Annotated in this window: 16 protein-coding genes and 10 pseudogenes; 18 read left to right on the forward strand and 8 right to left on the reverse strand. The window is 73.6% G+C overall.

The window, feature by feature from the left end; translation table 11 throughout:
• Positions 1–40: 40 nt before the first annotated feature.
• Both UG55_RS12220 and UG55_RS35970 read left to right on the forward strand, forming a co-directional pair.
• On the forward strand, positions 41–433 hold a 393-nt coding region (locus tag UG55_RS12220), incomplete at its 3' end, for a DoxX family protein (protein ID WP_242424226.1).
• Between the two features lies 1 nt (position 434).
• Positions 435–559 (forward strand): annotated as a pseudogene (locus UG55_RS35970) (DoxX family protein); the annotation flags it as partial.
• Between the two features lie 33 nt (positions 560–592).
• On the opposite strand, the gene UG55_RS12225 reads toward UG55_RS35970, so the two are convergent.
• Positions 593–841, reverse strand: a complete 249-nt coding sequence (locus UG55_RS12225; RefSeq protein ID WP_066067180.1) for a DUF6158 family protein — start codon at positions 839–841, stop codon at positions 593–595.
• A gap of 762 nt (positions 842–1,603) precedes the next feature.
• On the opposite strand from UG55_RS12225, the pseudogene UG55_RS35975 reads away from it, so the two are divergent.
• From UG55_RS35975 to UG55_RS12255, 8 genes and pseudogenes are all read left to right on the forward strand, one after another.
• Positions 1,604–3,039: pseudogene (locus tag UG55_RS35975) on the forward strand (Hsp70 family protein); the annotation flags it as partial.
• A gap of 1 nt (position 3,040) precedes the next feature.
• Positions 3,041–3,783: pseudogene (locus tag UG55_RS35980) on the forward strand (WD40 repeat domain-containing protein); the annotation flags it as partial.
• 196 nt (positions 3,784–3,979) lie between these two features.
• A partial coding sequence (locus UG55_RS35985; RefSeq protein ID WP_242424240.1) for an MscL family protein occupies positions 3,980–4,117 on the forward strand: 138 nt, incomplete at its 3' end.
• Positions 4,118–4,138: 21 nt separating this feature from the next.
• Positions 4,139–4,192 (forward strand): annotated as a pseudogene (locus UG55_RS35995) (large conductance mechanosensitive channel protein MscL); the annotation flags it as partial.
• Positions 4,193–4,215: 23 nt separating this feature from the next.
• Positions 4,216–4,477 (forward strand): MscL family protein (locus UG55_RS36005; protein WP_242424227.1); only part of this gene is annotated, 262 nt, incomplete at its 5' end.
• A 1,041-nt stretch (positions 4,478–5,518) separates the two neighbouring features.
• A complete protein-coding gene (locus UG55_RS12245; RefSeq protein WP_066067307.1) occupies positions 5,519–6,253 on the forward strand; it encodes an ABC transporter ATP-binding protein in 735 nt (244 codons plus the stop codon).
• Positions 6,250–7,842, forward strand: a complete 1,593-nt coding sequence (locus UG55_RS12250) for a sensor histidine kinase (protein WP_066067185.1) — start codon at positions 6,250–6,252, stop codon at positions 7,840–7,842. Before UG55_RS12245 ends, UG55_RS12250 begins: the two co-directional genes overlap by 4 nt.
• The gene (locus UG55_RS12255) at positions 7,839–10,568 is read left to right on the forward strand and encodes an ABC transporter permease (protein WP_242424228.1); all 2,730 of its coding nucleotides are present in this window, start codon (positions 7,839–7,841) and stop codon (positions 10,566–10,568) included. Before UG55_RS12250 ends, UG55_RS12255 begins: the two co-directional genes overlap by 4 nt.
• On the opposite strand, the gene UG55_RS12260 is transcribed toward UG55_RS12255, so the two are convergent.
• The 3 genes and pseudogenes from UG55_RS12260 to UG55_RS36010 form a co-directional block, all read right to left on the reverse strand.
• Positions 10,521–10,958, reverse strand: a complete 438-nt coding sequence (locus UG55_RS12260) for a response regulator transcription factor (RefSeq protein ID WP_066067190.1) — start codon at positions 10,956–10,958, stop codon at positions 10,521–10,523. The genes UG55_RS12255 and UG55_RS12260 overlap by 48 nt on opposite strands.
• Positions 10,959–11,010: 52 nt before the next feature.
• Positions 11,011–11,473, reverse strand: a 463-nt coding sequence (locus tag UG55_RS12265; RefSeq protein ID WP_242424229.1) for a response regulator transcription factor, incomplete at its 5' end; no start/stop codon positions are given.
• A 1-nt stretch (position 11,474) separates the two neighbouring features.
• Positions 11,475–11,718: pseudogene (locus UG55_RS36010) on the reverse strand (response regulator); the annotation flags it as partial.
• A gap of 187 nt (positions 11,719–11,905) precedes the next feature.
• Here UG55_RS36010 and UG55_RS12270 point away from each other — a divergent pair.
• The 5 genes and pseudogenes from UG55_RS12270 to UG55_RS36030 all read left to right on the forward strand — a co-directional run.
• Entirely contained in the window at positions 11,906–12,601 is a 696-nt protein-coding gene (locus UG55_RS12270; RefSeq protein WP_066067198.1) for a response regulator transcription factor, read from the forward strand.
• A 772-nt stretch (positions 12,602–13,373) separates the two neighbouring features.
• A complete protein-coding gene (locus UG55_RS36020; protein WP_396230878.1) occupies positions 13,374–14,546 on the forward strand; it encodes a sensor histidine kinase in 1,173 nt (390 codons plus the stop codon).
• A 52-nt stretch (positions 14,547–14,598) separates the two neighbouring features.
• Positions 14,599–16,932, forward strand: a complete 2,334-nt coding sequence (locus tag UG55_RS12280) for a glycosyltransferase family 39 protein (RefSeq protein ID WP_066067201.1) — start codon at positions 14,599–14,601, stop codon at positions 16,930–16,932.
• 106 nt (positions 16,933–17,038) lie between these two features.
• Positions 17,039–17,633 (forward strand): glycosyltransferase (locus tag UG55_RS36025; protein ID WP_242424230.1); only part of this gene is annotated, 595 nt, incomplete at its 3' end.
• 1 nt (position 17,634) lies between these two features.
• A pseudogene (locus tag UG55_RS36030) lies at positions 17,635–18,508 on the forward strand (GtrA family protein); the annotation flags it as partial.
• Positions 18,509–18,622: 114 nt separating this feature from the next.
• On the opposite strand, the gene UG55_RS12290 reads toward UG55_RS36030, so the two are convergent.
• The 4 genes and pseudogenes from UG55_RS12290 to UG55_RS12295 form a co-directional block, all read right to left on the reverse strand.
• Positions 18,623–21,266, reverse strand: a 2,644-nt coding sequence (locus tag UG55_RS12290) for a pyruvate carboxylase (RefSeq protein ID WP_242424231.1), incomplete at its 5' end; no start/stop codon positions are given.
• 1 nt (position 21,267) lies between these two features.
• Positions 21,268–21,739: pseudogene (locus UG55_RS36035) on the reverse strand (pyruvate carboxylase); the annotation flags it as partial.
• 1 nt (position 21,740) lies between these two features.
• Positions 21,741–22,006, reverse strand: a pseudogene (locus UG55_RS36040) (biotin carboxylase N-terminal domain-containing protein); the annotation flags it as partial.
• A gap of 279 nt (positions 22,007–22,285) precedes the next feature.
• The gene (locus tag UG55_RS12295; protein WP_066067313.1) at positions 22,286–23,755 is read right to left on the reverse strand and encodes a glutamine synthetase family protein; all 1,470 of its coding nucleotides are present in this window, start codon (positions 23,753–23,755) and stop codon (positions 22,286–22,288) included.
• A 360-nt stretch (positions 23,756–24,115) separates the two neighbouring features.
• Between UG55_RS12295 and UG55_RS47055 the strand changes: the two are divergent.
• The 3 genes and pseudogenes from UG55_RS47055 to UG55_RS12305 all read left to right on the forward strand — a co-directional run.
• Positions 24,116–24,235: pseudogene (locus tag UG55_RS47055) on the forward strand (amidohydrolase); the annotation flags it as partial.
• A gap of 1 nt (position 24,236) precedes the next feature.
• Positions 24,237–25,312: pseudogene (locus tag UG55_RS12300) on the forward strand (amidohydrolase family protein); the annotation flags it as partial.
• 123 nt (positions 25,313–25,435) lie between these two features.
• Positions 25,436–26,092, forward strand: a complete 657-nt coding sequence (locus tag UG55_RS12305; protein WP_066067210.1) for a dTMP kinase — start codon at positions 25,436–25,438, stop codon at positions 26,090–26,092.
• Positions 26,093–26,242 lie beyond the last annotated feature (150 nt).

A 26,242-nucleotide genomic window follows, 5' to 3' on the forward strand; every position in this document is an offset into this window, starting at 1 on the left:
AAACGCCTCTGATCCTCATGCCCATGGGAGGAAAGTTCCCGTGACCTCGCCCGATACCGCGGCGCTCGTTCTAAGAATCATCGTGGGCCTCACCATCGTCGCCCACGGCTACAACCACCTCTTCGGGCCCGGCGGTGTGCAGGGCACGGCGGGCTGGTTCTCAAGCATGGGCCTGCAGCCCGGCATCGTGCACGCCTGGACCTCCGGGCTGCTGGAGATCGCCGCCGGCTTCGGGCTGGCCTTCGGCTTCCTCACCCCGTTCTCCGCCGGTGCCATCATCGGCATCATGGTCGTCGCGGGCATCACCGCACACCGCACGAACGGGTTCTTCATCTTCAAGCCGGGCCAGGGCTACGAGTACGTGCTCATGATCGCGGTGGTCTGCGCGGGCATCGCGATCCTGGGCCCGGGCAAGGCCTCCCTCGATCACGCGNTCGGCATCGAGCTCGACGGCTGGGCGGGCGGCCTCATCGCCGTCCTGCTGGGTGTCGTCGGTTCGGCCGGGCTGCTCGCGACGGCGTGGCGTCCCGGCAAGCCGGCCTCGACCAGCTCTTCCTGACGTCCCGCGCCCCGGCCGGACCAGCGGTCAAGGTCAGGCCGGGGCTCCGGCGGCGCGTCGGCTGCCCGCCCTGGTCCGGAGCGGATCAGGGCTCGCCGCGTCGGGGAACCGGCGCAGGTACTCGCGCTCCAGCTCCAGCATCCGCTGGGTGTGCGTCTCGAACGCGTCCTCGCTGCCGGTCAGGAACGTGTCGTGCCTGGTCAGGTGGAGATGCCGCACCTCCCGCGCCAGATCGGCGTCGGACAGTTCGGGCGCGGGAATTCCCTCAGGGCGATGACTCATGAAGGAGCACTACCCCGCCTCAGCACCGAAATGCGGATCGGGCCGCGGTTGTGCCGGGGATCAGGTCCGGGCCGGGCGGCGGGGGCACCGGATCCGGCAGCGGGCCGGGTGGGACGGGGTCCGGGTCGGGTGACGGCAGCAGCGGGTCGGGCCCGGGGCCGGGCGGCACCGGATCCGGCCCGGGGCCCGGTGGCACCGGGTCGGGAAGCGGAGTGGGCGGCACCGGGTCGGGCCCCGGCCCCGGCGGAGTGACGGCGCGTTGCCCGGTCCCTCCCCGGGCCGCTTTCCGCGGGATGGCGATGCGCATGGCCGGACCTCCAGGTGTGAGCCCGCGATCTCTCCGGATCCGCAGGTAGGTGGTGATCCCGCTCGTCGCCTACCCAGCCAACGCCAGCGCACACCCGGCCCGCCGGACCACCCGCCGAAGGTCATCGCTACGATTCCCGCAGGCCTGGGGCTATCCGCGGCCAAGGCTATCCGCGGACAAGCAGACACCACGTCATGAGCAACCGGTCGGACGTCCGGCCGCCGGCGAACCATCGCCCGACAGCTCGGGTGACTGGAGGGCCACAACGGTCGACGGGAGGGCGCCGGTGGGAGAGCCGATCCTCGCGATCGACTTCGGCACCTACAGCGTGTCCGCGGCTCTGGTCGTCGACGGGCAGGTCACCGCGGTCCGGGAGCCGGCGAGCGGCACCGTCGCCTGGCCCTCCGCCGTCCTCGCCGACGGCGACCAGCTCGTCGTCGGGACGCTCGCCGAGNGCCGCAAGCGGATCTGGCCCGACGCCTACCACGGCGGTGTCAAGCGCGACCTGACCCGCGACAGCACGATCATGCTGGACGGCCGCGGCCACGCCCCGTCCGCGCTGGTCACCGCGGTGCTGGCGGCGCTGCGCGCCGAGGCCGAGAGCCAGTTCCCCGGGGTGGCACCGCACCGCGCGGTCGTGACCGTGCCCGCCAGCTACGACCCGGCGGGGCCGCTGCGCCGGCGAATGATCGCCGCCGCCGAGCAGGCCGGTTTCGTCGACGTCGACCTGCTCGCCGAACCCGTCGCCGTCGCCTGGGCACCGATGGGCGCGACCGGGCCGAAGCCCGGCGACCTCGTCCTGGTCTACGACCTCGGCGGCGGCACGTTCGAAGCCGCGCTGATGGTGATCGGCGAGAACGGCCGGCACGAACTGCTGGGCAACAGCGCCCTGCACGACTGCGGCGGGCGGGAGTTCGACCAGCTCCTCTTCGACGAGATCCTCGGCCACTACGGACCGGGGCTGGAGCCGCTGCTCAACCCGTCCGGTGTCGGCGAGGTGTTCCAGACAGCGGCCAGCCGCACCCGCCACGAGCTGCTCGACTTCGCCCGCGCGGTCAAACACCAGCTCACCGACGTCGCCTTCGTCGAGGATGTCTTCAGCCCCGCGGGCCTGCTGGTGAGCCTGGACCGGGACCGCTTCACCAAGCTGGCCTCCCCCACCCTGGCCCGGACGATGGCCTGCTGCCAGCACCTGCTGGTGACCGCCGGGGTCGCGCCGGAGAAGCTCGACGGGGTGCTGCCCGTCGGCGGCGCGTCGCGGATGCCGGTGGTCACCGAGATCCTCGCCGGCCGGCTGGGGGTGGGCACCGACTGGCCGGCGCTGCACGTCTACCCCGTGCCCGACCCGGACCAGGCGGTTGTGCTCGGCGCGGCCTCGTGGGCGGCCACGGTGTCGACGCGGCGGATGGTCGCCGCCCGGCCCGATCCGGTGGTGCGACCGGCCCGCTGGGACATTCCGGGCGGGCGGGCGACGATGGTGCGCTGGCTGGTCGAGCCCGGGACCCGCTTCGACGCCGGCGCGGTGCTCGCCCGGGTCCGGCTGAGCGACGGGGCGCTGTTCGACCTCGCGGCCGAGGCCCCCGGCAGCCTCGTCGAGACGCACGCCGAACCGGGCTCGGCCGTGCGGGACGTCGACTGGCTCGCCACCATCCTGCCCTCCGGGCCGGTCCCGCACGGCCTGTCATCACTACCCGCCGACCTGCGCGGGTTCGCGCGCACCAGCCGCCCCTCCCGGCATGTGGAGGTGATCGCCCGCCTCACGCTGCACGGCCACGAACGGGACGTCACCTGCGCGGCGTTCTCCCCGGACGGCAAGCTGCTGGCCACCACCAGCAAGGACGGCGCCCGGTTGTGGGACGCCACCACCGGCCGCGCCACCGGCCGGCTGAGCNGGCGGCGGATCTCCGGCCTGCACGGCTGCGCGTTCTCCCCCGACGGCCAGCTGCTCGCCACGACCAGCTACGACAAGACCGCGCGGATCTGGGAGATCGCGACCGAGCGGGAGGTCCACACCCTCAGCGGCCACAAGGGTCCCGTCTACGGCTGCGCCTTCTCCCCCGACGGCCACCTGCTGGCCACGGTCAGCACCGACCGCACGGTCCGGCTCTGGGGAGCCTCGACCGGCACCTGCATCGCCACGCTCGCCGGTCACCGCGGCTCCGTCTACGGCTGCGCGTTCTCCCCCGACGGCCGGCTGCTCGTGACGGCCGGCGCCGACCAGACCCTGCTGTGGGACGTGACGACCGGGGAGACGATCCGCAACCTCGCCGGCCACACCAACTTCGCGAACGGCTGCTCGTTCTCCCCCGACGGCGTGCTGCTGGCCACGACCAGCAACGACGGCACCCGCATCACCGACACCCCCACCGGGACGACGACGCTCACCCTGCCCGGCTCGGCGCAGAGCTGCGCGTTCTCCCCCGACGGGCTGCTGCTGGCGACGGCCAGCACCGACGACACCGCCCGGCTGTGGGACGTCGCGAGGGGAACGGCGGTCGCGACCCTGACCGGGCACACCAGCACCGTGATGGCCTGCGCGTTCGCGCCCTTCGGCCTCCAGCTCGCCACCACGAGCACCGACATGACCGCCCGGCTCTGGGACATCTCCTACACGCCCGAGGCCCCCGGCCGCTGATCCGGTCACCGCGCCGCCGGATCGTCACTCCACCCATCGTCACCCACCGATCGTCGGTGGGTTGCCAGAGGGTCACCGGAGAGCTGGTGCTTTGGCGCACTCGGTCCGGCTATACCCTGCCAACGGCAGACATACGGGGAGCCGGGCGGGTCGCCCGGCGGCCGGGTCCAGCGGCGAGATCGACGAAGGAGTGGGTATGGCCGGATGGCAGGATGCCGCGAACAGGGGACGCGGTGTCGTCGAGACACCCACCCGGCTCATCGGGCCGGGGCTGCGTGGCTTCAAGCAGTTCCTGATGCGGGGCAACATCGTCGACCTGGCCGTCGCGGTGATCNTCGGTACCGCGTTCACCGCNGTCGTCAATTCGCTCGTGAAAAACATCTTCACACCACTGATCGCCGCGATCGGCNGTGAGCCGAACTNCGCCGGCCNGACCTTCACGATCAACCACAGCACGTTCCACTACGGCCAGCTCATCAACGATGTGATCACGTTTCTCATCGTCGCCGCGGTGATCTACTTCGTGGTCGTGCTGCCGATCTCCAAGGCGAACGAGCTGCGGCGGCGCGGCGAGCAGCCGGCCAAGGAGGACGAGCCCACGATCAGCGACGAGGCCCAGCTGCTCATCGAGATCCGGGACCTGCTCGCCGCGAACAGCCGACCCGGTTTCACCCCGCCGACACAGCGCAGCTGACCCCGCGGCCCGGCGGTCGGCCCGGCCCGGCCCCGCGGCCTCAGGCGTTGAAGTCGGGCTGGTCCTCGNGGCACTCCAGGTCGAGGTCCGCGGCGACGCTTTCGGGCACGATGCCGCAGCCCACCTCGTAGCTCCCGAGCTGGACCAGCTCCCACCCACCCGCGCCACGGTGCAGCACGCCCTCGGCACGGTCGAGGTCGTCGGTCACCGGCACCAGCTCGACCCAGGCCCAGGTCCGGTCGGAACGGGCCAGCACGGTGCCGGTCACCTCGTAGCTCCGCGGCGCGACCGCGGCGGTCAGCGAGCTGCTCCGGACCGCTTCGGCGATGACCGTCGACTCGCTCGCCGAGGGAGTCACGGCGCCGGAGCGGGCGGCCGCGGCGTTGAGGATGTCGGCCCGCGGTGCCGGCACCTGGCCGGCCGCCACGGACCCCGAGGACATCGCGAAAGCCGTGCTGACCGTGACCGCGCCGGCGGCCACCGCGGTGGCCGCCACGGCGACCGCGGGACGGGCGACGCGGCCGCGGCCACCCCGGCGCACGGAGCGGCTGGGCGAGACTGGACGACGGTGGCNGGCCATTGACTGCACGTACCCAGTCTGCGCAGCTGAACCCACCAAATCGAGCGAGTTTCCGGTCGCGCTCGCGACAGACCACATCCGACCCACAGCACACGAACTACTTCCCCTGTGACACAGGGGTTGTTGTCGGCGCCAGAGGCCACAGACCCCCAGGATCCGGACCGGGAGGGGAGGGGCCAGCGCGGCGGCGGGCGGGCGGGCTCGGGCACGCCAGGTCGGCGAGCCGTCCGCAGCGCGACCCGCGCAGGTGTTCCCCGCGGACCCGTCATCAGGTGAAATGAGCAGTTGCCGGATGCGCTCGCCGGCGGGTGCCACCGAGGACCGAAGCCTCCGAAGCCACCGACGAGGTGGGCGGACCCGGTGCGGTCACGGACGGGAACGGACGGGAAGGGACGGGTGCGGTGTCAGACGCACGGGACGCGCCGGCCGCGCCACCGGGAGCCGAGGCCGGCGTACTGCCGGTGCCGGAAGCCGCACCGGGCGGGCGCGGGCGCGAGCCGCGTCCCGAGGAGGCGGCGGTCGTGCTCCGATCCGTCTACCGGACGTTCGCCGCGGACACCGCGCCGGTGCAGGCGCTGCGGGGCGCCGGGCTGACCGTCGGGCACGGCGAGTTCGTCGCGGTCATGGGCCCGTCCGGCAGCGGCAAGTCGACCCTGTTGAACGTCGTGGCCGGCCTCGAGCGCGTCGACGACGGGTCGGTGACGGTCGCCGGGATGTCGCTGGCGTCGCGCTCCGAAGCTGATCTCGCCCGGATGCGCCGGCGGCACGTCGGCATGGTCTTCCAGTTCTTCCACCTGCTGGAGACGATGACGGTGGCGGACAACGTGGTGCTGGCGGCCAGGTTGTCCGGCGCCGGCCGGCGGGCGGCCGTGCGCCGTGGGCGCGACCTGCTGGACCTGCTGGGCCTGCTCGAGCGCGCGGACTCGCTGCCCGCCACGCTGTCGGGCGGGCAGCGCCAGCGCCTGGCGATCGCGCGGGCGCTGGCCAACGAGCCGACCGTGCTGCTGGCGGACGAGCCGACCGGGGCGCTGGACTCCGCCGGGGCGGCCGAGGTCCTCGACCTCTTCACCCGCCTGCACCGGCGGGGGCAGACCATTCTGATGGTCACCCACGACCGCCAGGTCGCGGCCGGCGCCGAACGGATCGTGACCATGCGCGACGGCCGGGTGTCGGAGCGAGCCGAGGTCGGGCCGTGAAACGCCCACGCCGCCAGCTCATCTCGGCCGCGCTGCTCGCGGCGGCCGCGGTGACCGCGATGTGCGCCGTCCCCCGCCTGCTCGGTGACCGGAGCCCGGCCTGGTCCGTCCCGCTGGTGGTGGACGCGCTGTTGCTCGCGGCCGGGGTGGGCGCCGGCTGGGTGCCGCGGGCCCGGCTGCGGTCGGAACGGATTCTCACGGCCGCGGCGGACCTCGCCTGCCTGGCCGGTGTCGCCGCGCTGGGCCTGCTGGCCGCCCTGGCCACGCTCGGCCACCGGCCGCTCGACGGCGGAGCGGAGTTCACCGGCCCGGTGCTGGTCGCCGCCGCGCTGGCCGCGCTCACCGCGGCGGGCGCCCGGGCGCGAACGTCCAACGTGGTCCTGAATGTGGTCCGTGGCGCCCGGTACGCGCCGGAGGACGTCCTGCGGACCTTCGGCGAAGACGCCAGCCGGGGCACCGACCTCGACGAGACCCTCAGCGGGCTCGGCGACGCCCTGCGCCGCGGTCTGTCCCTGGAGCGGGTGGAGATCTGGACGGGCGCCGCCGGGCGTCTCACCGCCGCGGTCGTGCTGCCCGACGCCGCCGGCGAGCCGGGCGCGGTCGAGGTGGGCTCCACGATCAACCTCACGGTCAGCGACCGGGTCGCGCTCTCGCGGACCCGGGTGGCCGGCCCGGGCTGGCTGGCCCTGTGGGTCCCGGTCCTCGCCCGGGCGCACGGTGACGCGCCGCTGCGAGTGATCCCGGCCCGGGCCGGCGGCGCCCTGCTCGGCATGATCGTGGTGCGCCGGCCGTCCGAGGCGCCCCGGTTCTCCGAACCCGAGGACCGCATGCTCGCCGAGCTCGGCACCCGGCTCGGCACCGTCCTGCACAACCGGCAGCTGGACGCCAACCTCCGGGACGCGCTCGCCGAGCTGCGGCACGCCAACGACGAGCTGCGGGTCTCGCGGGCGCGGCTGGTGGCCACCGCGGACGCCGAGCGGCGCCGGATCGAACGGGACCTGCACGACGGAGCGCAGCAGCAGCTCGTCTCGCTCGCGGTGGGGCTGCGGCTGGTCCGTGACCTGGTCGCCGACAGCGCCGCGGCCGGCGGTGCGGACGGGGCCGGCGCGGACGGCGCGAGCGACGCCGACGAACTGCTCGCCGCCATGGCCGAGCAGGTGGCCGAGACGATCACCGAGGTGCGCAACCTCGCCCACGGCATCTACCCGCCGCTGCTGCGCTCCTCCGGGCTGACCGAGGCCCTGCGCGCGGCTGGCCAGCGCTCGATGGTCGGGGTCACGGTGCGCGCCGAGGGGGTCGGGCGGTACTCGCCCGACATCGAGGCCGCGGTCTACTTCTGCTGCCTGGAGGGCCTGCAGAACGCCGCGAAGCACGCGACCGACTGCGCGGTGGAGGTGGTTATCGCCGAGCAGGAGGGAGCGCTGACCTTCTCCGTGTCGGACAACGGCGCCGGGTTCGACCCGGATCAGGCGGAACGCGGCCACGGCATGACCAACATGGCGGACCGCATCGGTGCCATCGGCGGGACGCTGCGCTGGGAGTCCGCGGTGGGTGCGGGAACCCGGGTGATCGGCGTGGTGCCGGTGTGACGCGCGCTGCCGGTACCAGGGCCCGAGGCGGTCTGCGGGCGCCAGGTGGCCCGGGTGGCCCGGGCACGCGGGGGGTCCTCGGCGCGATCGGGATGATCGCGCGCGCCGAGCTGCGCCGCCGCTGGACGGCGCTCACGGCGCTCGGCGTCCTGGTCGGCCTGGTCGTCGCCATCGTGGCCGGGACGACCACGCTGATCCGGCGCACGGCCACCGCGCACGAACGCCTCGAACGTGCCAGCGCGGTTCCCGACCTGCAGGTCAGCTTCCTGCGCCACGACCCGGAGCTGGCACGCCGGATCGCGGCCGTGCCCGGCGTCGTGCAGTCGTGGACGAGTGCCGGCTCCGTCGGGCGCCTTGAGGACCAGGCGTCCGTCTCCTACCTCGGCATCCTCGGGGACACCGGCGGCAGCCGGGACATCTACCGGCCGGTCGTCGTCAGCGGGCGAGCCGCCGACCCGGCGTCGCCCGACGAGGTGCTGCTCGACGAGCGGGCGGCGGCGGATCTGGGCTTCGAGGTCGGCGACGTCATGACGCTGCGCCTACTCACCGAATCCGACTTCCTCAACTTCGATACAGGATTCGGCACGCCGGGCGGGCCGCTGCTGAAACTGGAGGTCACCGGGCTGACGAGGGCCGCCGGCGAGAGCGCCCGGCAGATGCCCCTGACCATCACCCCCGCCCTCGTCAACCGGCTGGACATGGTGACCACCGTGGTCATGCTGCGGTTGGCGCCCACGCCCGAGGCCATGACGACGGCGACCTCGGCGCTGCGGCGCATCGGGCAGGGCCTGCGCACCGACCCCCTCGCCCGCGAGTTCCCCCCCTTGCTCGTCGCCCGCCCGGCCACCGACGGGGACGCCCGCATCGCGGCGACGCAGCGGGTACTCGTCACCGGGCTGGTCGTGTTCGCCGCCGTGGTCGGCGTGGCCGGGCTGGCCGCGGCCGGCCAGGCCTTCTACCGGCACCACGCGGCCGGCGCACGGGACCAGCGCATCGAGGCTGTACTCGGCCTGCCGGCCCTGGGACGCGCCAGCGCCCGCGCCCTCGCGGCCGCGCCCGCCGCGGGGGTCGCCGCCGCCGTGGCCGCCAGCGGGCCGCTGCTCGCCGGATCGCTGGAACCACTCGGCCCGCTCGCCGGAATGGAGCCCCACCCCGGCTACGCCACGCACACGGCGCTCATCTGCATCGCCGCGGCGGCGGGCCTGGTCACGACCACGCTGCTCGCCGCGGTCTCCGCGTTCCGGGCCGGGCAGCAGCCGGCGCCGGCCCAGGTCACCCAGGCGACGGCCGTCCAGGCGACCGCCGTCGCGCCGACGGCCACCCTGCGCGGCGTCGGCGGGCTGACCGAGGCTCCCGGTGCCGGTCACGGTCGGGCCGGGTCGCCGCAGTCACCGTGGTCCGCGGTTCCTGCCTGGCCCTCGCCGGCGCGCCGGGCCGCACCGGCGAGGCCGCCGCGGACGCCCGCGTCCCGGATCACGCGCAACGCGGTGGCCCGGCGCGGGCCGGCCTGGTGGTGGATCGGCGTGACGTTCGCGCTCGACCGCGGGCGGGACCGGTGGTCGGCCGCCCGGCGCCCGGCGATCACCGGCACGGCGATCGGCGTGACCGGCCTCATCGCCGCCGCGACGATCGCCGGAAGCATGAGCCGCCTCGTCGACGAGCCGCAACGCTACGGCTGGAACGCCGACCTGGAGATCACCGATGCCCGGCCGGAGATCGTCAATCGGCTCGCCGCCGACCCCCGCATCGCCGCGGTCAGCATGCTCGACGTCTCGACCGCCACCGTCGAGATCGACGGCCAGGGGCACGCGCTGTCCATGCCGGATGTGATCACCGCCCACGGTCCGGGCGACGCCGGGCCCGGCGCGATCGGCCGCGGTGACGCCGATCCCGGGGTGGATCTGACCGTGTACGCGCTGTCCGCCAAACCGACCGCCGTCCCCCCTCCCCGCCCCGTCGGCTGGACGATCTTCGAGGGGGCGGCACCGGCCCGCACGAACGAAGTCGCCGTCGGCCCACGGGCCGCGCGGCGGCTCGACCTGCGGGTCGGCGACCACCTCAGCATCGCCACGAACAACGGCGGCAACGCCCGGCTACGGGTGGTGGGCATCGGCGTGGGCCCCGTCCTGAACGGTGAACGCCTCGGCGAAAGCCTGCTGGTGGCGCCGGACATGCTCGCCCGCGTGCAGCGGACCCAGCCGATGCGCAGCGCGCTGGTGCGGGCCGTGGCCCAGGTGGACCCGGTCAACCTGGCGGCGGCGCTGGGCACCGAGTACGAGCTCGCCGCCGGGCTCATGCCCGCCGAAGTCGCCAATCTCGGCAGCATGGGCCGCCTGCCCGCGCTGCTGCAGGCCGTGCTGGCCGCGCTCGCGATCGCGGCGGCCGGCCACGCCGTCGGCACGACCTGGCGGCACGCGCAACGCGAGCTGGCGATCCTGCGCACGCTCGGGTTCACCCCCGCGCAGACCGCCCGGATCCCGCTGGTCACGTCCTGCGTCACCGCCCTGCTGGCGGTCACCGCCGGGGTCCCGCTGGGGCTGCTGCTCGGACGTCTCGCCTGGTGGGAGATCGCCGCGGCCACCGGGGTGTCGACCGACCTCGCGGTGCCCGTCGAGCTGCTCGTCGCGCTGCCGGCGGCGGCGGTCCTCATCGGTCTGGCGATCGCGGCCATGCCCGCGTCACGGGCCGGGCGGCTGCTCCCCGGGGCGCTCCTGCGCGGCGAGTGACCCTTCCGCCGGGGCGGGAGTGTGCCGGTGCCAGATCTCACGCAGCACGCTGGGCGCGAGATCCTCTTTGCACAGATAGTCCAGGCCGCTGTCCGCGACGGCCGCCGGCAGGTCCGTCCGGACGTAGGTGGAGCACAGGACGACCACGGTGCCGGGCGCGTCCCGCTGGATCCGCGAACCCGCGGTCACACCGTTGATCCCCGGCAGGTTCACGTCCATCAGCACCAGGTCGGGGCGCAGCTCGGCGGCGGCGGTCAACGCGTCCTCGCCCGTCTCCGCCTCACCTGCGAGGACGAAGCCGGCGGCGCGGCGCAGCACGGCCCGCACAGCGAGCCGGAAGGGGCGCTGGTCGTCCACAACCAGCACGGAGACCGCCGAGGAGGAGCTCATATCCGTAGTCTCGCGGTTGCGGGCCCAGGCTCCCAAGGGTGCAGCCATGTCATCAGGTCGGTGTGGCTACCTTCCCCGGCGGCTCACCGGCCGGCCGGTGCCCCGAATGCAGATACAGCAGGACGGCCTTCACCCGCCGGTTCAGGTCCGGCTCGTCGGTGAGCCCGAGCTTGGCGAAGATCGAGTTGCTGTGCTTCTCGACCGCCCGCTCGGACAGCACGAGGGCCGCGGCGATGGCCGCGTTGCTCCAGCCCTGGGCCATGTGGCTGAGCACCTCCAGCTCCCGCGGCGTCAGCCGTTCCAGCTCGCTGTGCTGGCGGCGGGCGTTCGCGGCGACCAGGCCCTCGACGACGGCCGGATCGATCACCGACTCGCCGGCCGCGACCGCGCGGATGGCCCGCAGCAGGTCGTCGACCCCGGCCACCCGCTCCTTGAGCAGGTAGGCACGGCCGGACGAGCCGCCTTCGAGCAACGCGAGGGCGTAGGTGGCCTCGGCATGCTGGCTGAGCACGACCNCCCCGACCCGGGGGCGCTCCCGCCGCAGCCACCCGGCGACCTTGATGCCCTCGTCCGACCGGGACGGCGGCATCCGGATGTCGGTGACCACCACGTCCGGGTCCTGGTCGCGGACCGCCTGCTCGAGAGACGGCCGGTCAGTCGCCGTGCCGACCAGATCAAGGCCGTCCGCACGCTCGATGAGAGTCGCAAGACCATGCCGGAGCAGGGCATTATCCTCGGCGAGAACCACACGTACGGCCATTCGTCCACTGTAGGCCCGCGTTCACCCGCGCAAGCCGCTCGGGAACCCGCCGGTTGGCGGAAACGGTGACCACCAGGCGACAGCCGGCCAGGCCGGGCCGCCGACCTGCCAGCACGGCCCCGAGGGACACAGCGGGCACACAGAGGATCTTCAGCCGGCACACAGGAACCGGTCGCATCCTGGCGATATGCAGCCGTCAAGCCCCCGCATCCTGGTCGTGGACGACGAGAGCACCCTGTCGGAGCTGCTGTCGATGGCGCTGCGCTACGAGGGCTGGGAGGTACGCACCGCCGCCGACGGGCGCGACGCGCTGCGCGCCGCCCGCGACTTCCGGCCGGACGCGGTGGTCCTCGACATCATGCTGCCGGACATGGACGGCCTGGAGGTCCTGCGCAGGCTGCGGGCGGAGAGCCCCGAGGTACCGGTGCTCTTCCTCACCGCCCGCGACGCGGTGGAGGACAGGGTGGCCGGCCTGACCGCGGGCGGCGACGACTACGTCACCAAGCCGTTCAGCCTGGAGGAGCTGGTGGCCCGGCTGCGCGGTCTGCTCCGCCGGCTGCACCGCTCGACGTCCTGGGACGGCGCCGTGCTGACCGTCGGCGACCTGGTGATGAACGAGGAGAGCCGGGAGGTCACCCGGGCCGGCAAGGAGGTCCGGCTGACCGCGACCGAGTTCGAGCTGTTGCGCTTCTTCATGCGCAATCCCCGCCGGGTGCTGAGCAAGGCCCAGATCCTCGACCGGGTGTGGAACTACGACTTCGGCGGCCAGGCCAACGTCGTGGAGCTCTACGTCTCCTACCTGCGCCGGAAGATCGACGCCGGCCGCCCGCCGATGATCCACACCATGCGCGGAGCCGGTTACGTCCTGCGCCCGGCGACCTGAGCCGGCGCCGGTGATGACGGACACCGCCACCGGGGCGCCCGGCAACCCGGGCGGTGGGCCGGGCGGTGGGCCGGGCGGTGGGCCGGGCGCGGTCCGGCGCCGTGGCCCGGCGCGCTGGTCGCTGCGGGTCAGGCTCCTCGTGCTACTGCTCGCGTTGCTCACCGTCATCTCCGCGGTGATCGTCTTCGTGACGCTGGTCGCGCTGCGCGGCGTGCTCGTCGAGCAGCTCGACGACCGGTTGACGGACGCCAGCAGGCGCTCGTTCATCAACGTGGACATGCCGATCGTGCCGGGCTACGGCGGAGCGGCACCCCCCGGCGACACGACTCCCGGGAACACTCCCGGGAACGACGGAACCGCTCCCGTCGACGATGCGGCACCCGGTGACGGTGCCGACACCCGGCCCGTTCCGGGCGGCGGCGGAGCCCGGTCCGCGGCCGATCGGTTGGGGGCGCTCCTGGGACGCAGCCAGGCACAGGGCACCATCGGCGCGATCATCGAACTGCGGGACAGGGTGCCCGTCGAACCCACCGGCCCCGAGGACCCACCNGCCGCACTCAACCGGGATGTCCGCGACCTCGTCGAAAGCGTCACCGCCGCGGTCATCGACAACAACTCGTTGATCCCGCTGACGGACGCCGACCTCGCCGTGCTGGCTCGGATCCCGCCGGACGCGACCCCGCACACCCACGCGATCAGCGGCCGCGGCGAGTACCGGCTGACCGCCCAGATCGACCGGGCCGGCGGATCCGTCGTCCTCATCGGCCTGCCGATGGACGAGGTCGGAGCGACCCTGACCCGCACGGCGGCGATCGGCGCGCTCGTCGCGGCGCTCGGGGTACTCGCCGCCGCCGTCGCCGGCGCGGCGATCATCCGGGTCACCCTGCGGCCGCTGAGCCGGGTGGCGGCCACGGCCGCGCGGGTGGCGGAACTGCCCCTGCACCGCGGCGCCGTCGACCTCCCGGCGCTCGAACCGGACGTCGACACCGACCCGAGGACGGAGGTCGGGCAGGTCGGAGCGGCGCTCGACCGGATGCTCGGCCACATCGGGGCGGCCTTCGCCGCGCGGCACGCCAGCGAGACGCGCATGCGGCAGTTCCTCGCGGACGCCAGCCACGAGCTACGCACCCCGCTCGCCGCGATCAGCGGCTACGCGCAGCTGACCCGGCGCACCCATGCCACGGTCCCGCCGGACGTCGTCTACGCCATGGGGCGGGTCGAATCCGAGAGCGCCCGCATGACGGCGCTCGTCTCCGACCTGCTGCTGCTGGCCCGGCTGGACTCCGGCCGCCCGCTGGAGCGGCGGACCGTCGACCTCTCCAGGCTGGTGGTGGACGCCGTGAGCGACGCCCATGTCGCCGCGCCCACGCACCGCTTCGAGCTCGACCTGCCGGATGAGCCCATCACCACGGCGGGGGATCCGGAGCGCCTGCACCAGGTGCTCGCCAACCTGCTCGCCAACACCCGCAGCCACACTCCGCCGGGAACGCGGGTGACGGCCAGGCTGACGACCCGGACCCGCCCGACCGCACCCGGCGCCGCCGCCCCACCCGTGACGTACGCGGTGCTGCAGGTGGTCGACGACGGGCCGGGGATACCTCCCGAGCTGCTGCCCCGCGTGTTCGAGCGGTTCGCGAGGGGAGACAGCTCCCGCTCCCGATCGGCCGGCAGCACCGGTCTGGGGCTGTCCATCGTCGCTGCCGTGGTGGAGGCACACCACGGGCAGGTCGAGGCCACCAGCCGGCCCGGGCGGACCGTGTTCACAGTGCTGCTACCCGTCGGCACAGCCCAGGCGCACCAGCCCGAGCAGGCTCCGGACGCGGCACCACCCAGGCAGGCGAGGTCAGTCGGTACCGCGGAACCGCACCATCCCGCGGAACCAGACGACCCCGCGGAACCGCACGGCGCCGCGGAACCGCACGGCGCCGCGCATCCTCACAGGTGACGCACAGGCGGCACACAAGGGCGGTAAAGGTCCCGGCCTGAGGCTGATATTCATGCCGATCACACCGACGCCGCCACCACCGACCGGCCAGGCCGGTCTTCCGGGGGAAGCCGGGGACGGGCCTCCGCCCGCCGCCGGTTCCGGTCCGGGCGGCGATCCTTCCTCGCCCCTCCGCCGCGGCGACCCGCTCACGAGAACCGACCAGCCCACCGGTGGTCGGCCAGGTCGGGTGCGCCGGCTGGTGCGCGGGCGTCCGGACGACCCCCGCTGGGTGCGGCCCGCGCTGATCGGACTGCTCCTCGCCACAGCAGTGCTCTACCTGTGGGACCTCGGCGCCTCCGGCTGGGCGAACGCCTTCTACTCGGCCTCAGCCCAGGCGGGGTCGGTGAGCTGGAAGGCGATGTTCTACGCCTCCTCCGACGCGGGGAACTCCATCACCGTCGACAAGCCTCCGGCGGCTATGTGGCTGATGGCGCTGTCGGCGCGGATCTTCGGGGTGAGCTCCTGGAGCATCCTCGTCCCGGAGGCACTGCTCGGCGTCGGGTCTGTCGGCCTGCTCTACCTGACCGTGCGCCGCGCCTTCCCCGCGGGGGCGGCCCTGATCGCCGGCGCGGTTCTCGCACTCACCCCGGTCGCGACCCTGATGTTCCGGTTCAACAACCCGGACGCCCTGCTCGTCCTGCTGCTGATCGCCGCGGCGTACGCGACCCTGCGGGCGATCGAGACCGCCAGCACCCGCTGGCTGGTGTGGGCCGGGGTCTTCGTCAGCTTCGGCTTCCTGACGAAGATGCTGCAGGCGCTGCTGATCGTCCCGGTGCTGGCGATCGTCTATCTCGCGATCGCGCCCACCCGGTTCACCCGGCGGCTGTGGCAGGTCGGCGCCGGGACGCTCGGGCTGCTGATTCCCTCCGGGATCTTCATCGCGATCGTCGAACTCGTCCCGGAGTCGTCCCGCCCGTATATCGGCGGCTCGCAGAACAACAGCATTCTTGAGCTCACGCTGGGTTACAACGGCCTGGGACGGCTCACCGGCAACGAGACCGGCAGTGTCGGTGGCGGTGGCGGTGGCGCCGGCGGCGGCCCCGGTGGCCCCGGCGGTGGCGGTGGCGGTATGTGGGGGTCGACCGGCTGGGGCCGGATGTTCGGCTCCGAGATCGGCTCCCAGATCTCCTGGCTGATCCCGACCGCACTCGTCCTGCTGGTGGCGGGCCTGTGGGTGACCAGGCGGGCGGCGCGTACCGATCCGGCGCGGGCGGCGTTCGTGCTCTGGGGAGGCTGGCTGCTGGTCACCGGCATCGTGTTCAGCCAGATGAAGGGGATTTTCCACGCCTACTACACGGTGGCGCTCGCGCCGGCGGTCGGCGCGCTGGTCGGCATGGGCTGCGCTGTGCTGTGGCGTCGGCGGAACCACCCGGCCGCGTCGGTCACCCTGGCCGGGGCGCTGACGCTGACCGCGATCTGGTCGTTCGTCCTGCTCAACCGGACGCCCGACTGGCACCCGTGGATCCGCTGGGCGGTTCTGATCATCGGCTTGACCGCGGCGCTGCTGTTCGTGGTGTTCACCTGGCTGCCCGGGCCCGCGCGGGCGGTGGTCACCGCGGCCGCACTGGTGGCGATGTTGCTCGGGCCACTGGGGTACTCGGTCGCGACCGCGGCCGTTCCGCACACCGGCTCGATCCCGTCCGCCGGCCCGAGCGGCGGCGGCTTCGGCGGCGGCCCAGGCGGCGGCCGGCCCGGCGGCGCCTTCGGTGGGCCGGGCGGCGGCGGTACGCAGGCGGGTGGCCAGAACGGCACCCCGCCCGGCGGCACCATGCCCGGCGGCACCATGCCCGGCGGTGGGGCCGCACCCGGCCTGCCCGGCGGGCAGGGTACCGGGGCTTTCCCAGGCGGTACCGGCGGCTTCCCCGGCGGCGGCTTCCCCGGCGGCGGCTTCCCCGGCGGCGGCACCGCCGGCGGCGGCACGCGCGGCGGCGGCATGGGCGGCGGCATGGGCGGTCTGCTGGGTGCCAGCGCGCCCAGCGACGAGATCCTCGCCCTGTTGGAGAAGGACGCCTCCTCCTACACCTGGGTGGCCGCGTCGGTCGGATCGAACAACGCGGCCGGTTACCAGCTCGCCACCGGCGACCCGGTCATGGCGATCGGCGGGTTCAACGGCAGCGACCCGTCGCCGACCCTCGACCAGTTCAGGCAGTACGTGGCCGAGGGCCGCATCCACTACTTCATCGGCGGCGGCGGATTCGGCGGTCAGAACGGCGGCAGCCGCGCGGCGAGTGAGATAGCCGCCTGGGTCCAGGAGAACTTCACTGCCACCACCGTCGGCAACGTCACCCTCTACGACCTGACCGCCCCGGCCGCGGCGGATTCGTCGGACAGCTCCAACACCTGAGCCGGAAATCCGGCGGGGCGCGGCCCCGGTGGCCGGGCCGGCATCTTCGTGCCGCCCGGCCACCGCACCATGACCGGCAATCATCCGGAAATCCGACAGGAGCGTCGTGTTTCTTTTCCGTTCCTTCTTCCGAGAGATCGCGGAACAGGCTCACAGCGGGCGCACAGCATCCGCACACAGCCACCACAGCCCGCGAGTGGACGGTGCGGGCATGAGCACGGATGCCTGGATCAGCACGAGGGTGACCAGCACGGACCCGGCCTCGGCGGCCCGGTTCGGAAAACCGGCCGCGGCCTCGGGCGGGGGAATTCCACAGACGCACCTGATACCCGGACCCCGCGGGGAACAGCTTTTCCCGGTCCGTCCGGTCCTCGATGTCGTCATCCCGGTCTTCAACGAGGAGAACGACCTCGCTCCCTGTGTCCGCAGGCTGCACGAACACCTTCGGACCACTTTTCCCTACCCGTTCCAGATCACGGTCGCCGACAACGCCAGCACGGACGGGACGCTGGCAATCGCGCAGGCCCTGGAACAGGAGCTTCCCGAGGTCTCGGTCATGCACCTCGACGCCAAGGGACGCGGCCGGGCGCTACGCGCGGCCTGGGGCATCTCGGCCGCACCCGTCCTTGCCTACATGGACGTCGATCTCTCCACCGACCTGGCCGCCCTGCTCCCGCTGGTCGCTCCGCTGATCTCCGGCCNCTCGGACCTCGCGATCGGGACCCGCCTCACCCGATCGTCACGGGTCGTGCGCGGGCCCAGGCGTGAAGTGATCTCGCGGTGCTACAACCTCCTGCTGCGCGGCACACTCGCCGTCCGCTTCACCGACGCGCAGTGCGGCTTCAAGGCGATCCGTGCGGACGTCGCCGCCAGCCTGCTGCCGCTGGTCGAGGACAGCGGGTGGTTCTTCGACACCGAGATGCTGGTCATCGCCCAGCGCAGCGGGCTGCGGATCCACGAGGTGCCGGTGGACTGGGTCGACGACCCCGACAGCCGGGTGGACGTCGTCGCGACCGCGGTGGCCGACCTGAAGGGGGTCGCCCGGCTCGCCCGCGCGCTCGGCACGGGCACGCTGCCCATCGCCGAGCTGCGCCGCGAGTTCGGGCGAGCCCCCCTGGGCGGCACCGGGGCGGCCCGCTCCGGCCCGCGCACCTCCGTGCCCGGTGTGCCGGCGGGGCTGACCGGCCAGCTGCTGCGCTTCATCGGGATCGGGACCGCCAGCACGCTGGCCTATCTGGTGCTGTTCCTGCTGTTGCGCGACGCGACCGGTTCGCAGGTCGCCAACCTCGTCGCGCTGCTGGTGACCGCGGTCGCGAACACGGCCGCCAATCGCCGGCTCACCTTCGGTGTCAGCGGCCGCGACGACGCCGGCCGCCATCACCTGCAGGGACTGTTCGTGTTCGCGATCGGTCTCGGGCTCACCAGCGGCTCGCTGGCCGTTCTGCACGCCCTGAGCGACGAGCCGGGCCGGCTGCCCGAACTCAGCGTGCTGGTCCTGGCGAACCTCGCCTCGACCGTGGCCCGGTTCCTGCTGCTGCGCGCCTGGGTGTTCCATCCGTCACGGCTGCGCGGTCGCNGGCACGGGAACGGGAACGCCACCGACGTCTGACCAGGGCACCCGCCCGGGTCGGTGCGGTGGCCGGGTCGGCCGTGGGCCGCGGCGGCAGTGCGCCGCCGCGGCCGACCGGCGTCAGGAACCGAGGACGAGGAGCAGGTCTCCGACCTCGACGGATTCGCCGCTGGCGCGGACGAGTTCGGTGACGGTCCCGCTGGCGGTGGCGGTGACCGCGGCTTCCATTTTCATCGCTTCGATGACGGCGAGCTTCTGGCCCTTCTCGATGGTGTCACCGACGGCGACGGCGAAGGTCACGATGCCGGGGAGGCCGGCGCCGACATGGGCGGGATTGGCCGGCTCGGCGCGGCGGGCGGCGGCCGCGGTGGTCTTGATTGCGGCGTCGCGGACGCGGACGGGCCGGGGTTGGCCGTTGACCCGCAGGTAGAGGGTGCGCATGGCGGCGTCGTCCGGCTCACCGACGGTTTCGAGCTCGACGATGATCTCGACACCGGGTTCGAGGAAGACGTGGACGGGCCGGCCGGGCTGCAGCCCGTAGAGGAACGCCTCGGTGGGGATGACCCCCGAATCGCCGTAGGTGGCGACGGCCTGGGTGTAGTCCTTCCAGGGGCCGGGGAACAGCAGCCGGGACAGCGCCGCGCGCCGGTCGGCGCCGGGGGTGGCGATGGCGGCGGCGTCGGCGGGGGGCAGGGTGGCGGCGGGGGGCTGCGGATGCCGGCCGGCCAGTGCCCGCTCGCGGAAGGGCTCGGCGAAACCGGCGGGCGGCGTGCCGAGCTCACCGGCGAGGTAGCCCAGAACGCTGGCGGGCAGGTCGTATTCCTCCGGGTGGTCGCGCAGCCGGTCGACGTCGACGCTGCCGCCGGCGATGAACAGGGCGAGGTCGCCGACGACCTTGGACGTGGGGGTGACCTTGATGGGTTTGCCCAGCAGGTCGTTGGCTACGGCGTAGCACTCGGTCACCTGGGTCCAGCGGTCACCGAGGCCGAGCGAGATGGCCTGCTGGCGCAGGTTGGTGAGCTGCCCGCCGGGGATCTCGTGCCGGTAGACGGCGCCGGTGGGGGCGCGCAGGCCGGCTTCGAACGGGGCGTACAGGTCCCGGACCGCCTCCCAGTAGGCCTCCATCGCCGACAGTGCGGACAGGTCGATGCCGGTCGAGCGGGGGGTGTGGTCGGTGGCGGCGACGAGCGCGGACAGGTTCGGCTGGCTGGTGCCGCCGGACATGGGGGCGGCGGCGGCGTCGACGGCGTCGACCCCCGCCTCGCACGCGGCGAGCAGGGTGGCGAGCTGCCCGCCGGCGGTGTCATGGGTGTGCAGGTGCACCGGCAGGTCGAACCGCTCCCGCAGCGCGGTGACGAGCCGGCTCGCGGCGGCGGGCCGCAGCAGCCCGGCCATGTCCTTGATGGCCAGCAGGTGCACCCCGGCCTCGACCAGCTGCTCGGCCAGGCGCAGATAGTAGTCGAGGGTGTAGATCTTCTCGCCGGGGTTGGTGAGGTCGCCGGTGTAGCACAGCGTGCCCTCGGCGAGGGTCGTCCCGGTCTCCAGGACGGCCTCGATCGCCGGGCGCATCTGCTCGATGTCGTTGAGGGCGTCGAAGATGCGGAAGATATCCAGCCCGGCGGCGGCGGCCTCGGCGACGAAGGCGCGGACGACATCGTCCGGGTAGGGGGTGTAGCCGACGGCGTTGCGGCCCCGGAGCAGCATCTGCAGGCAGATGTTGGGCACCGCGCCGCGCAGCGCGGCGAGGCGCTCCCACGGGTCCTCGGCGAGGAACCGCAGCGCGACGTCGTAGGTGGCGCCGCCCCAGCACTCCAGGCTGAGCAGCCCGGGGGTCGCGGCGGCGAAGGTCGGGGCGGCGGCGAGGATGTCGAAGCTGCGCAGCCGGGTCGCGAGCAGCGACTGGTGCGCGTCCCGCAGGGTGGTGTCGGTGACGGCGAGCTCAGGGCGGGCCCGCAGATCCGCGGCCCAGCCGGCCGGACCCAGCTCGACCAGCCGCTGCCGCGACCCGGCGGCCGGGGTGGTGGCCGGCAGCGGCGGCAGCATGGTCCGCGGATCGGTCAGCGCCCGCCCGCCCGGACGGGCGTGGCCGTTCACCGTGCTTTCCGCGAGCCGTGCCAGCATCCGGCTGGTCGCGTCCCCGTCGTCGACGGCGCTCAGCAGCCCCGGCCGCTCGTCGATGAAGGACGTCGTCACGCCACCGGCCAGGAAGTCCGGGTCGGCCAGCAGCCGGGTCAGGAACTCGATGTTGGTGCGCACCCCGCGCACCCGGAACTCCTTCAACGCCCGCCGGGCGCGCCGCGACGCCTTCTCCAGGCTCGCGCCGCGGGTGGTCAGCTTGACCAGCAGCGAGTCGAAGTACGGGCTGACCTGGGCACCCGGGTAGGTCGCGCCGTCCAGGCGCACCCCCGGCCCACCCGGCGACTGGTAGAAGGTGATCGTTCCGGTGTCGGGCCGGAACCCGTCGGACGGGTCCTCGGTGGTGACCCGGCACTGGATCGCGGTGCCGCGCAGGGTGACGGCCTCCTGGCCCAGGTTCAGGTCGGTCAGGCTCTCCCCCGCCGCGATCCGCAGCTGCGCGCCGACGATGTCAACCCCGGTGACCTCCTCGGTCACCGTGTGCTCAACCTGGATCCGCGGGTTCATCTCCATGAACGTGAACGCGCCGTCCGCGCCGACCAGGAACTCCACCGTGCCCGCGTTGACATAGCCGACGTGCCGGGCGAACCGCACCGCGGCGGCGCACAGGGCGTCCCGCACCTCCGGGNCCAACGCCGGTGCCGGGGCGATCTCCACCACCTTCTGGTGACGGCGCTGCACCGAACAGTCGCGCTCGAACAGATGGATCACGTTTCCGTAGGTGTCCGCCAGCACCTGCACCTCGACGTGCCGCGGCCGGTCCACCGCCTGCTCCAGGAACACCGTCCCGTCACCGAACGCCGCCGCGGCCTCGCGCGACGCGCTCGCCACCGCCTCCGCCAGATCCTCCGGGCGCAGCACCCGGCGCAGCCCGCGCCCACCGCCACCGCCGGAGGCCTTCACGAACAGCGGGAAACCGACCTGCTCGGCGGCCTCCGCGAAACCCTCCCCGTCCGGCAGCGGCTCCGACGCCCGCAGCACCGGCAGCCCGGCCGCGATCGCCGCGTTACGGGCCGCCACCTTGTCACCGGTAAGCCGCAGAACCTCCGGCGGCGGACCGACGAACGTCACGCCAGCCGCCGCGCATGCCTCCGCCAGCACNGCCGATTCCGACAGGAAGCCGTACCCCGGATGCAACGTGTCCGCATCCGCGATCTTCGCTACCCGCAGCAGCGCCTCGATGTCCAGATAGCCACGTACCGGATGACCCGGCTCGCACAACTCGTACGCCTCGGACGCCTTCGTCCGATGCAACGCCGACACATCCTCAGGGGTGTAGACCGCGACCGTGCGCAGCCCCAGCTCATGAGCTGCCCGGAACACCCGTACCGCGATCTCACTGCGGTTTGCCACAAGCACCTTGCGCACGCGCAGCTCCTCAAGGAATGCCCCGGAACGTCCCACACGGACCGAGGGGTCCGCCAATTTTCGACGGTTTGGTCGCCGGGCGCCAAGATTCGTGACATACGTTTCGTCGACCAGATCACCAGCCGCCGCCCTCCGTCCCGGTCTGGTACCCCGCCCGGGAGCGAAGACGCCACAACCAAACAACAACGGGCGCGGAGCGCACAGCGGGCGCGCGGGAAAGCCGTCAGTCTCTCGACCGCTCGGCCCGCTCCGCCGCCGCGCTCGGGGCCGCCGCCGCGCTCAGTAACGCCACCTGACCTGTTCGACGATCTCCGCCGGCTCGACGCCGTCGAAGAGCTCGATCTCGCCGCGGCGCACCGCCGCGATCGTGTCGTGCAGGCCGTCCCCCAGCGCGGCCCGCAGGACGTCGTCCGCCTCGAAGGCACGCACGGCCTCCGCGAGGCACACCGGCAGCCGCCGAACCCCGCGGCGGGCCAGTTCGTCCGGGCTCAGGCTGGCGGGATCGCCGGCTACCGGTTCCGGCAGCGTGCAGGGGCCACCCGCCGAGCGCGGCGCGCCCCCGCTCACGTCCAGCCCCTCCAGCCTTTCCGGTCCCTCCTGCGTTTCCAGCGTTTCCAGTGCTTCCAGCGTTTCCAGTGCTTCCAGTGCCGCGGCGAGGACTCCGCCGAGCGCGAGGTAGGGGTTGGCGGCCAGGTCGAAGCACTTCACCTCGATGTTCGCCGCGTCCGGCTCACCCGCCGGACCAGTGATCATCCGGAGCGCGGCCTCCCGGTTCTCCAGGCCCCAGCAGGCATACACCCCGGCCCAGTGCGACGGCACCAGCCGCAGGTAGGAGGCCACGCTCGGCGCACCGAGCGCCATCAGCGCCGGGAGATGCCGCAGGATCCCGGCGACGAACGCCTCCCCGCGGCTGGTGAGCCCGCAGGGCCCCGCGCCCGCCGACATCAGGTTCCCGCCGTCGCCGTGCAGGCTGAGATGCAGGTGGCCGCCGTTGCCCACGCCCCCGGCGACGACCTTCGGCGCGAAGGACGCCCGCAGCCCGTGCCGCGCCGAGACCGCCCGCACCGTCTCCCGCACCAGCACGGACGTGTCCGCCGCGCCGACCGGGTCCTCCGCCGCGACGGACACCTCGAACTGCCCCGGCGCGTACTCCGGATGGATCTGCAGGACGTCGACCCGCTGCCGGGTCAGCGCGACGACGATGTCACGCAGATAGTCCGAGAGCTCGACGATCCTGGTCATCCCGTACGCGGGCCCCGAGCAGGCGGCGGTGAAGCCGTCCCGGCCCGCCGGCGAGACCATCCACTCGATCTCGAAGCCGGCGAGGCAACGCAGGCCGCGCCGCGCCAGTCGCCGCACCTGGCGACGCAGGAACGCGCGTGCGTCCTGCGGGTGGGGTGGGCCGGCGAGCGTGCGGCGGTCGGCCGGGGCCCAGGCCCAGCCGGGCTGCGCGTGCAGCCGGGTGAGGCGGCCGAGGTCCGGCCGCAGGCGCAGATCACCGACCGGCCCACCCGCGTACCGGGTGACGAGCGTGCTGTCGTCGACGAGAAAGGCGTCGAACGTCGGTGAGGCCCCGACCCCGTGGGTCACCGCGTGGCCCAGGCGCCCCACCGGCACGCCCTTCACGCGGGTCAGACCGGCGTTGTCCACCCAGGTGAGCGCGATCGCCGCGACACCGTGCGCCGCCAGCCCGGCCGCGATCCCCCTGATCCCATCCGCCCCGTTCGCACCATCCGCCGACCCGCTCATCCGCCCGGCCGCTCCCCTCTTCCGGCCGGCTGCCCGGCTGCCCTCCGGCCGGCTGCGCGGCTGCGCGGCTGCCCGGCGCCGATCCGTGCCGCGGCGCCCCCTCCCGACCGCCATCATGATTCCGAGCGGAGCGTTCGTCTCGGCCACCCGTCGTGTTCGTCCACAGGCGGGTGTCCCGGGAAAGGCCGGCCAGCAGCGGACATACCGGGGGCACGGAAACGGCTATCCCCAGGATGAGGGCCGCCATCCACAAGTTATCCACAGCCCTGGGTTCAGGGGACAAGGCAGCCGCCGACCCCACCCGTCCACCCGAAGACGCGAGCGGCAGGCTTGCGGAGGCCACCGAACGGGCACGATCATGTGGTGCTGCCCTGCGTGGAGAACCTCTACCTGGTGGACCATCACTGCCACGGGCTGCTCACCCGCGACCTCGACCGCACCGACTTCGAACGGATGCTGACCGAGTCCGACGAGCCCGCCNCGGCCGGCACGACGCTGTTCGACAGCAACATCGGGTTCGCCGTGCGCCGCTGGTGCGCCCCCGTGCTCGACCTGCCGCCGCTCAGCTGCCCCGAGGAGTACCTGGCCCGCCGCCGCGAGCTCGGCGTGGAGGAGGTCAACCGACGGTTCCTGCGCGCCGCCGGCATCGGCTCGTTCTGCGTCGACGCGGGCTACCTGCCAGAGCCGTTGATGTCAGCCAGCGAGATCGCGCTGGCCTCCGGCGGCCGGGGCCACGACATCCTGCGGCTGGAGCGCCTGGCCGAGACCCTCGCCGTCGACATCGTGACCGGCCAGCTCGGCGTCAACCACTTCGCCGACTCCGTGCGTGAGCGGCTCGCCGGCGCCAGCCCGACGACCGTGGGGCTGAAATCCGTCGCCGCGTACCGCGTCGGGCTGGCCCTGCCGGCAACCCGGCCCACCGACCGCGAGGTCACGGCCGCCGTCCGGGAGTGGCTGGGCCAGATCCGCCGAGGCGCGCCCATCCGGCTCGCCAACCCGCTCCTGCACGCCTTCCTGATCTGGACGGGCGTGGACGCCGGGCTGCCCATCCAGATCCACGTCGGCTACGGCGATGCCGATCTCGATCTCGACCGGTGCAACCCGCTGCTGCTCACCGGCCTGCTGCGCACGCTCGCCCCGACCGGCGTGCCGGTGATGCTCCTGCACTGCTACCCCTACCACCGGGAGGCCGGCTACCTCGCGCAGATCCTCCCGACCGTGCACATGGACGTCGGACTCGCCACCCAGAACCTCGGGCGGCGCGCGTCGGCGCTGCTCGGCGAGGCGCTCGAACTGGCCCCGTTCCACCGCTTCCTCTTCTCCACGGACGCGTTCGGGCTCGGCGAGCTCTACCTGCTCGGCTCGCTGCTCTTCCGGCGGGCGCTGTCGGCCGTCCTGGCCGACGGGCTCGCCGCCGGTGACTGGACGGAGGATGACGCCGCCCGGCTGGCGGAGATGATCGGGGTGGGCAACGCCCGGCGCGTCTACCGCCTGGAGGAACCCGGCCGCGAGACGACCGCCGTGACAACCACGCGAGCCCACACCACGCCGTCCTGAACGCCGGCCGCCGCTAGGCTCACCACCTTGTGAGCGGATCGGACAGCTTGTGAGCGGAATCAGGCAGCCTGTGAGCGGGATCGGGCAGGGCGCGACGTCCACCGGGCCGCGGGTGGTGCGGCGATGATCGTCGCGATCGAGGGTGTGGACGGGGCCGGAAAGCACACGCTGGCGTCCCGGCTGGTCGAGGCCGTGGCCGCGGACGGGCGCACCGCCGGGGTCTTCTCCTTCCCCCGCTACGCCGCCGGGCCGCTCGGCACCGCCGTCCGGGCGATGCTGGACGGCGACGAGCGCCTCGCGGGCCTGGCGGCCTCGGCCCGGGCGACCGCGCTGCTGTTCGCGCTCGACCGGGCGAACGCGCTGCCGGAGCTGACCGCGGCCGCGGCCGCGTATGACGTCCTCATCGTCGACCGGTACGTGGCCTCGAACGCCGCCTACGGCGCCGCGCGGCTGCCGGCCGCCCAGCGGGCGGACTTCCTCACCTGGCTGGCCGAGGTGGAACTGACCGACCTGCGCCTGCCCCGGCCGGACCTGCAGGTCCTGCTGGACGTACCGGTGGAGACCGCCCGCGCCGGCGCGCGGGCCCGCGCGGCCGGCGACACCAGCCGCGCCCTGGACACCTTCGAGAGCGACGCGGGGCTGCAGGAGCGCTGCGCGGACGTCTACCGCACCCTGGCGGACACCGGCTGGGTGGCCCCCTGGCTGGTCGTCGACCGGGCCACCGGGCCGGAGGCCGTTCTCGAGGCCCTGCGGCCCAGCTGGTGCCCGGCCCGCCACTGAGTCCCGGGATCTGTGCTCCCAGTTGTCCCAAACAGGCAAATGTTTCCTGACCGACCGGAAGGTAGCTGCCCGGAACTGTTCCCGGAGAACAGTTCCGGGCCGGCATTCCACACCCCGCGGCCATGGTCACCGCGCCCCGGGTGGTGGAAG

This window comes from Frankia sp. EI5c, assembly GCF_001636565.1.
Classification (GTDB): domain Bacteria; phylum Actinomycetota; class Actinomycetes; order Frankiales; family Frankiaceae; genus Parafrankia.

What these genes read in the sequence shown, in the direction of transcription:
- UG55_RS12225 (WP_066067180.1), bottom strand. Translation starts at nt 841, where the DNA reads ATGAGTCATCGCCCTGAGGGAATTCCCGCGCCCGAACTGTCCGACGCC.
- UG55_RS12260 (WP_066067190.1), bottom strand. Translation starts at nt 10,958, where the DNA reads ATGAGCTCCTCCTCGGCGGTCTCCGTGCTGGTTGTGGACGACCAGCGC.
- UG55_RS12270 (WP_066067198.1), top strand. Translation starts at nt 11,906, where the DNA reads ATGCAGCCGTCAAGCCCCCGCATCCTGGTCGTGGACGACGAGAGCACC.
- UG55_RS36020 (WP_396230878.1), top strand. Translation starts at nt 13,374, where the DNA reads ATGGACGAGGTCGGAGCGACCCTGACCCGCACGGCGGCGATCGGCGCG.
- UG55_RS12280 (WP_066067201.1), top strand. Translation starts at nt 14,599, where the DNA reads ATGCCGATCACACCGACGCCGCCACCACCGACCGGCCAGGCCGGTCTT.
- UG55_RS12295 (WP_066067313.1), bottom strand. Translation starts at nt 23,755, where the DNA reads ATGAGCGGGTCGGCGGATGGTGCGAACGGGGCGGATGGGATCAGGGGG.
- UG55_RS12305 (WP_066067210.1), top strand. Translation starts at nt 25,436, where the DNA reads ATGATCGTCGCGATCGAGGGTGTGGACGGGGCCGGAAAGCACACGCTG.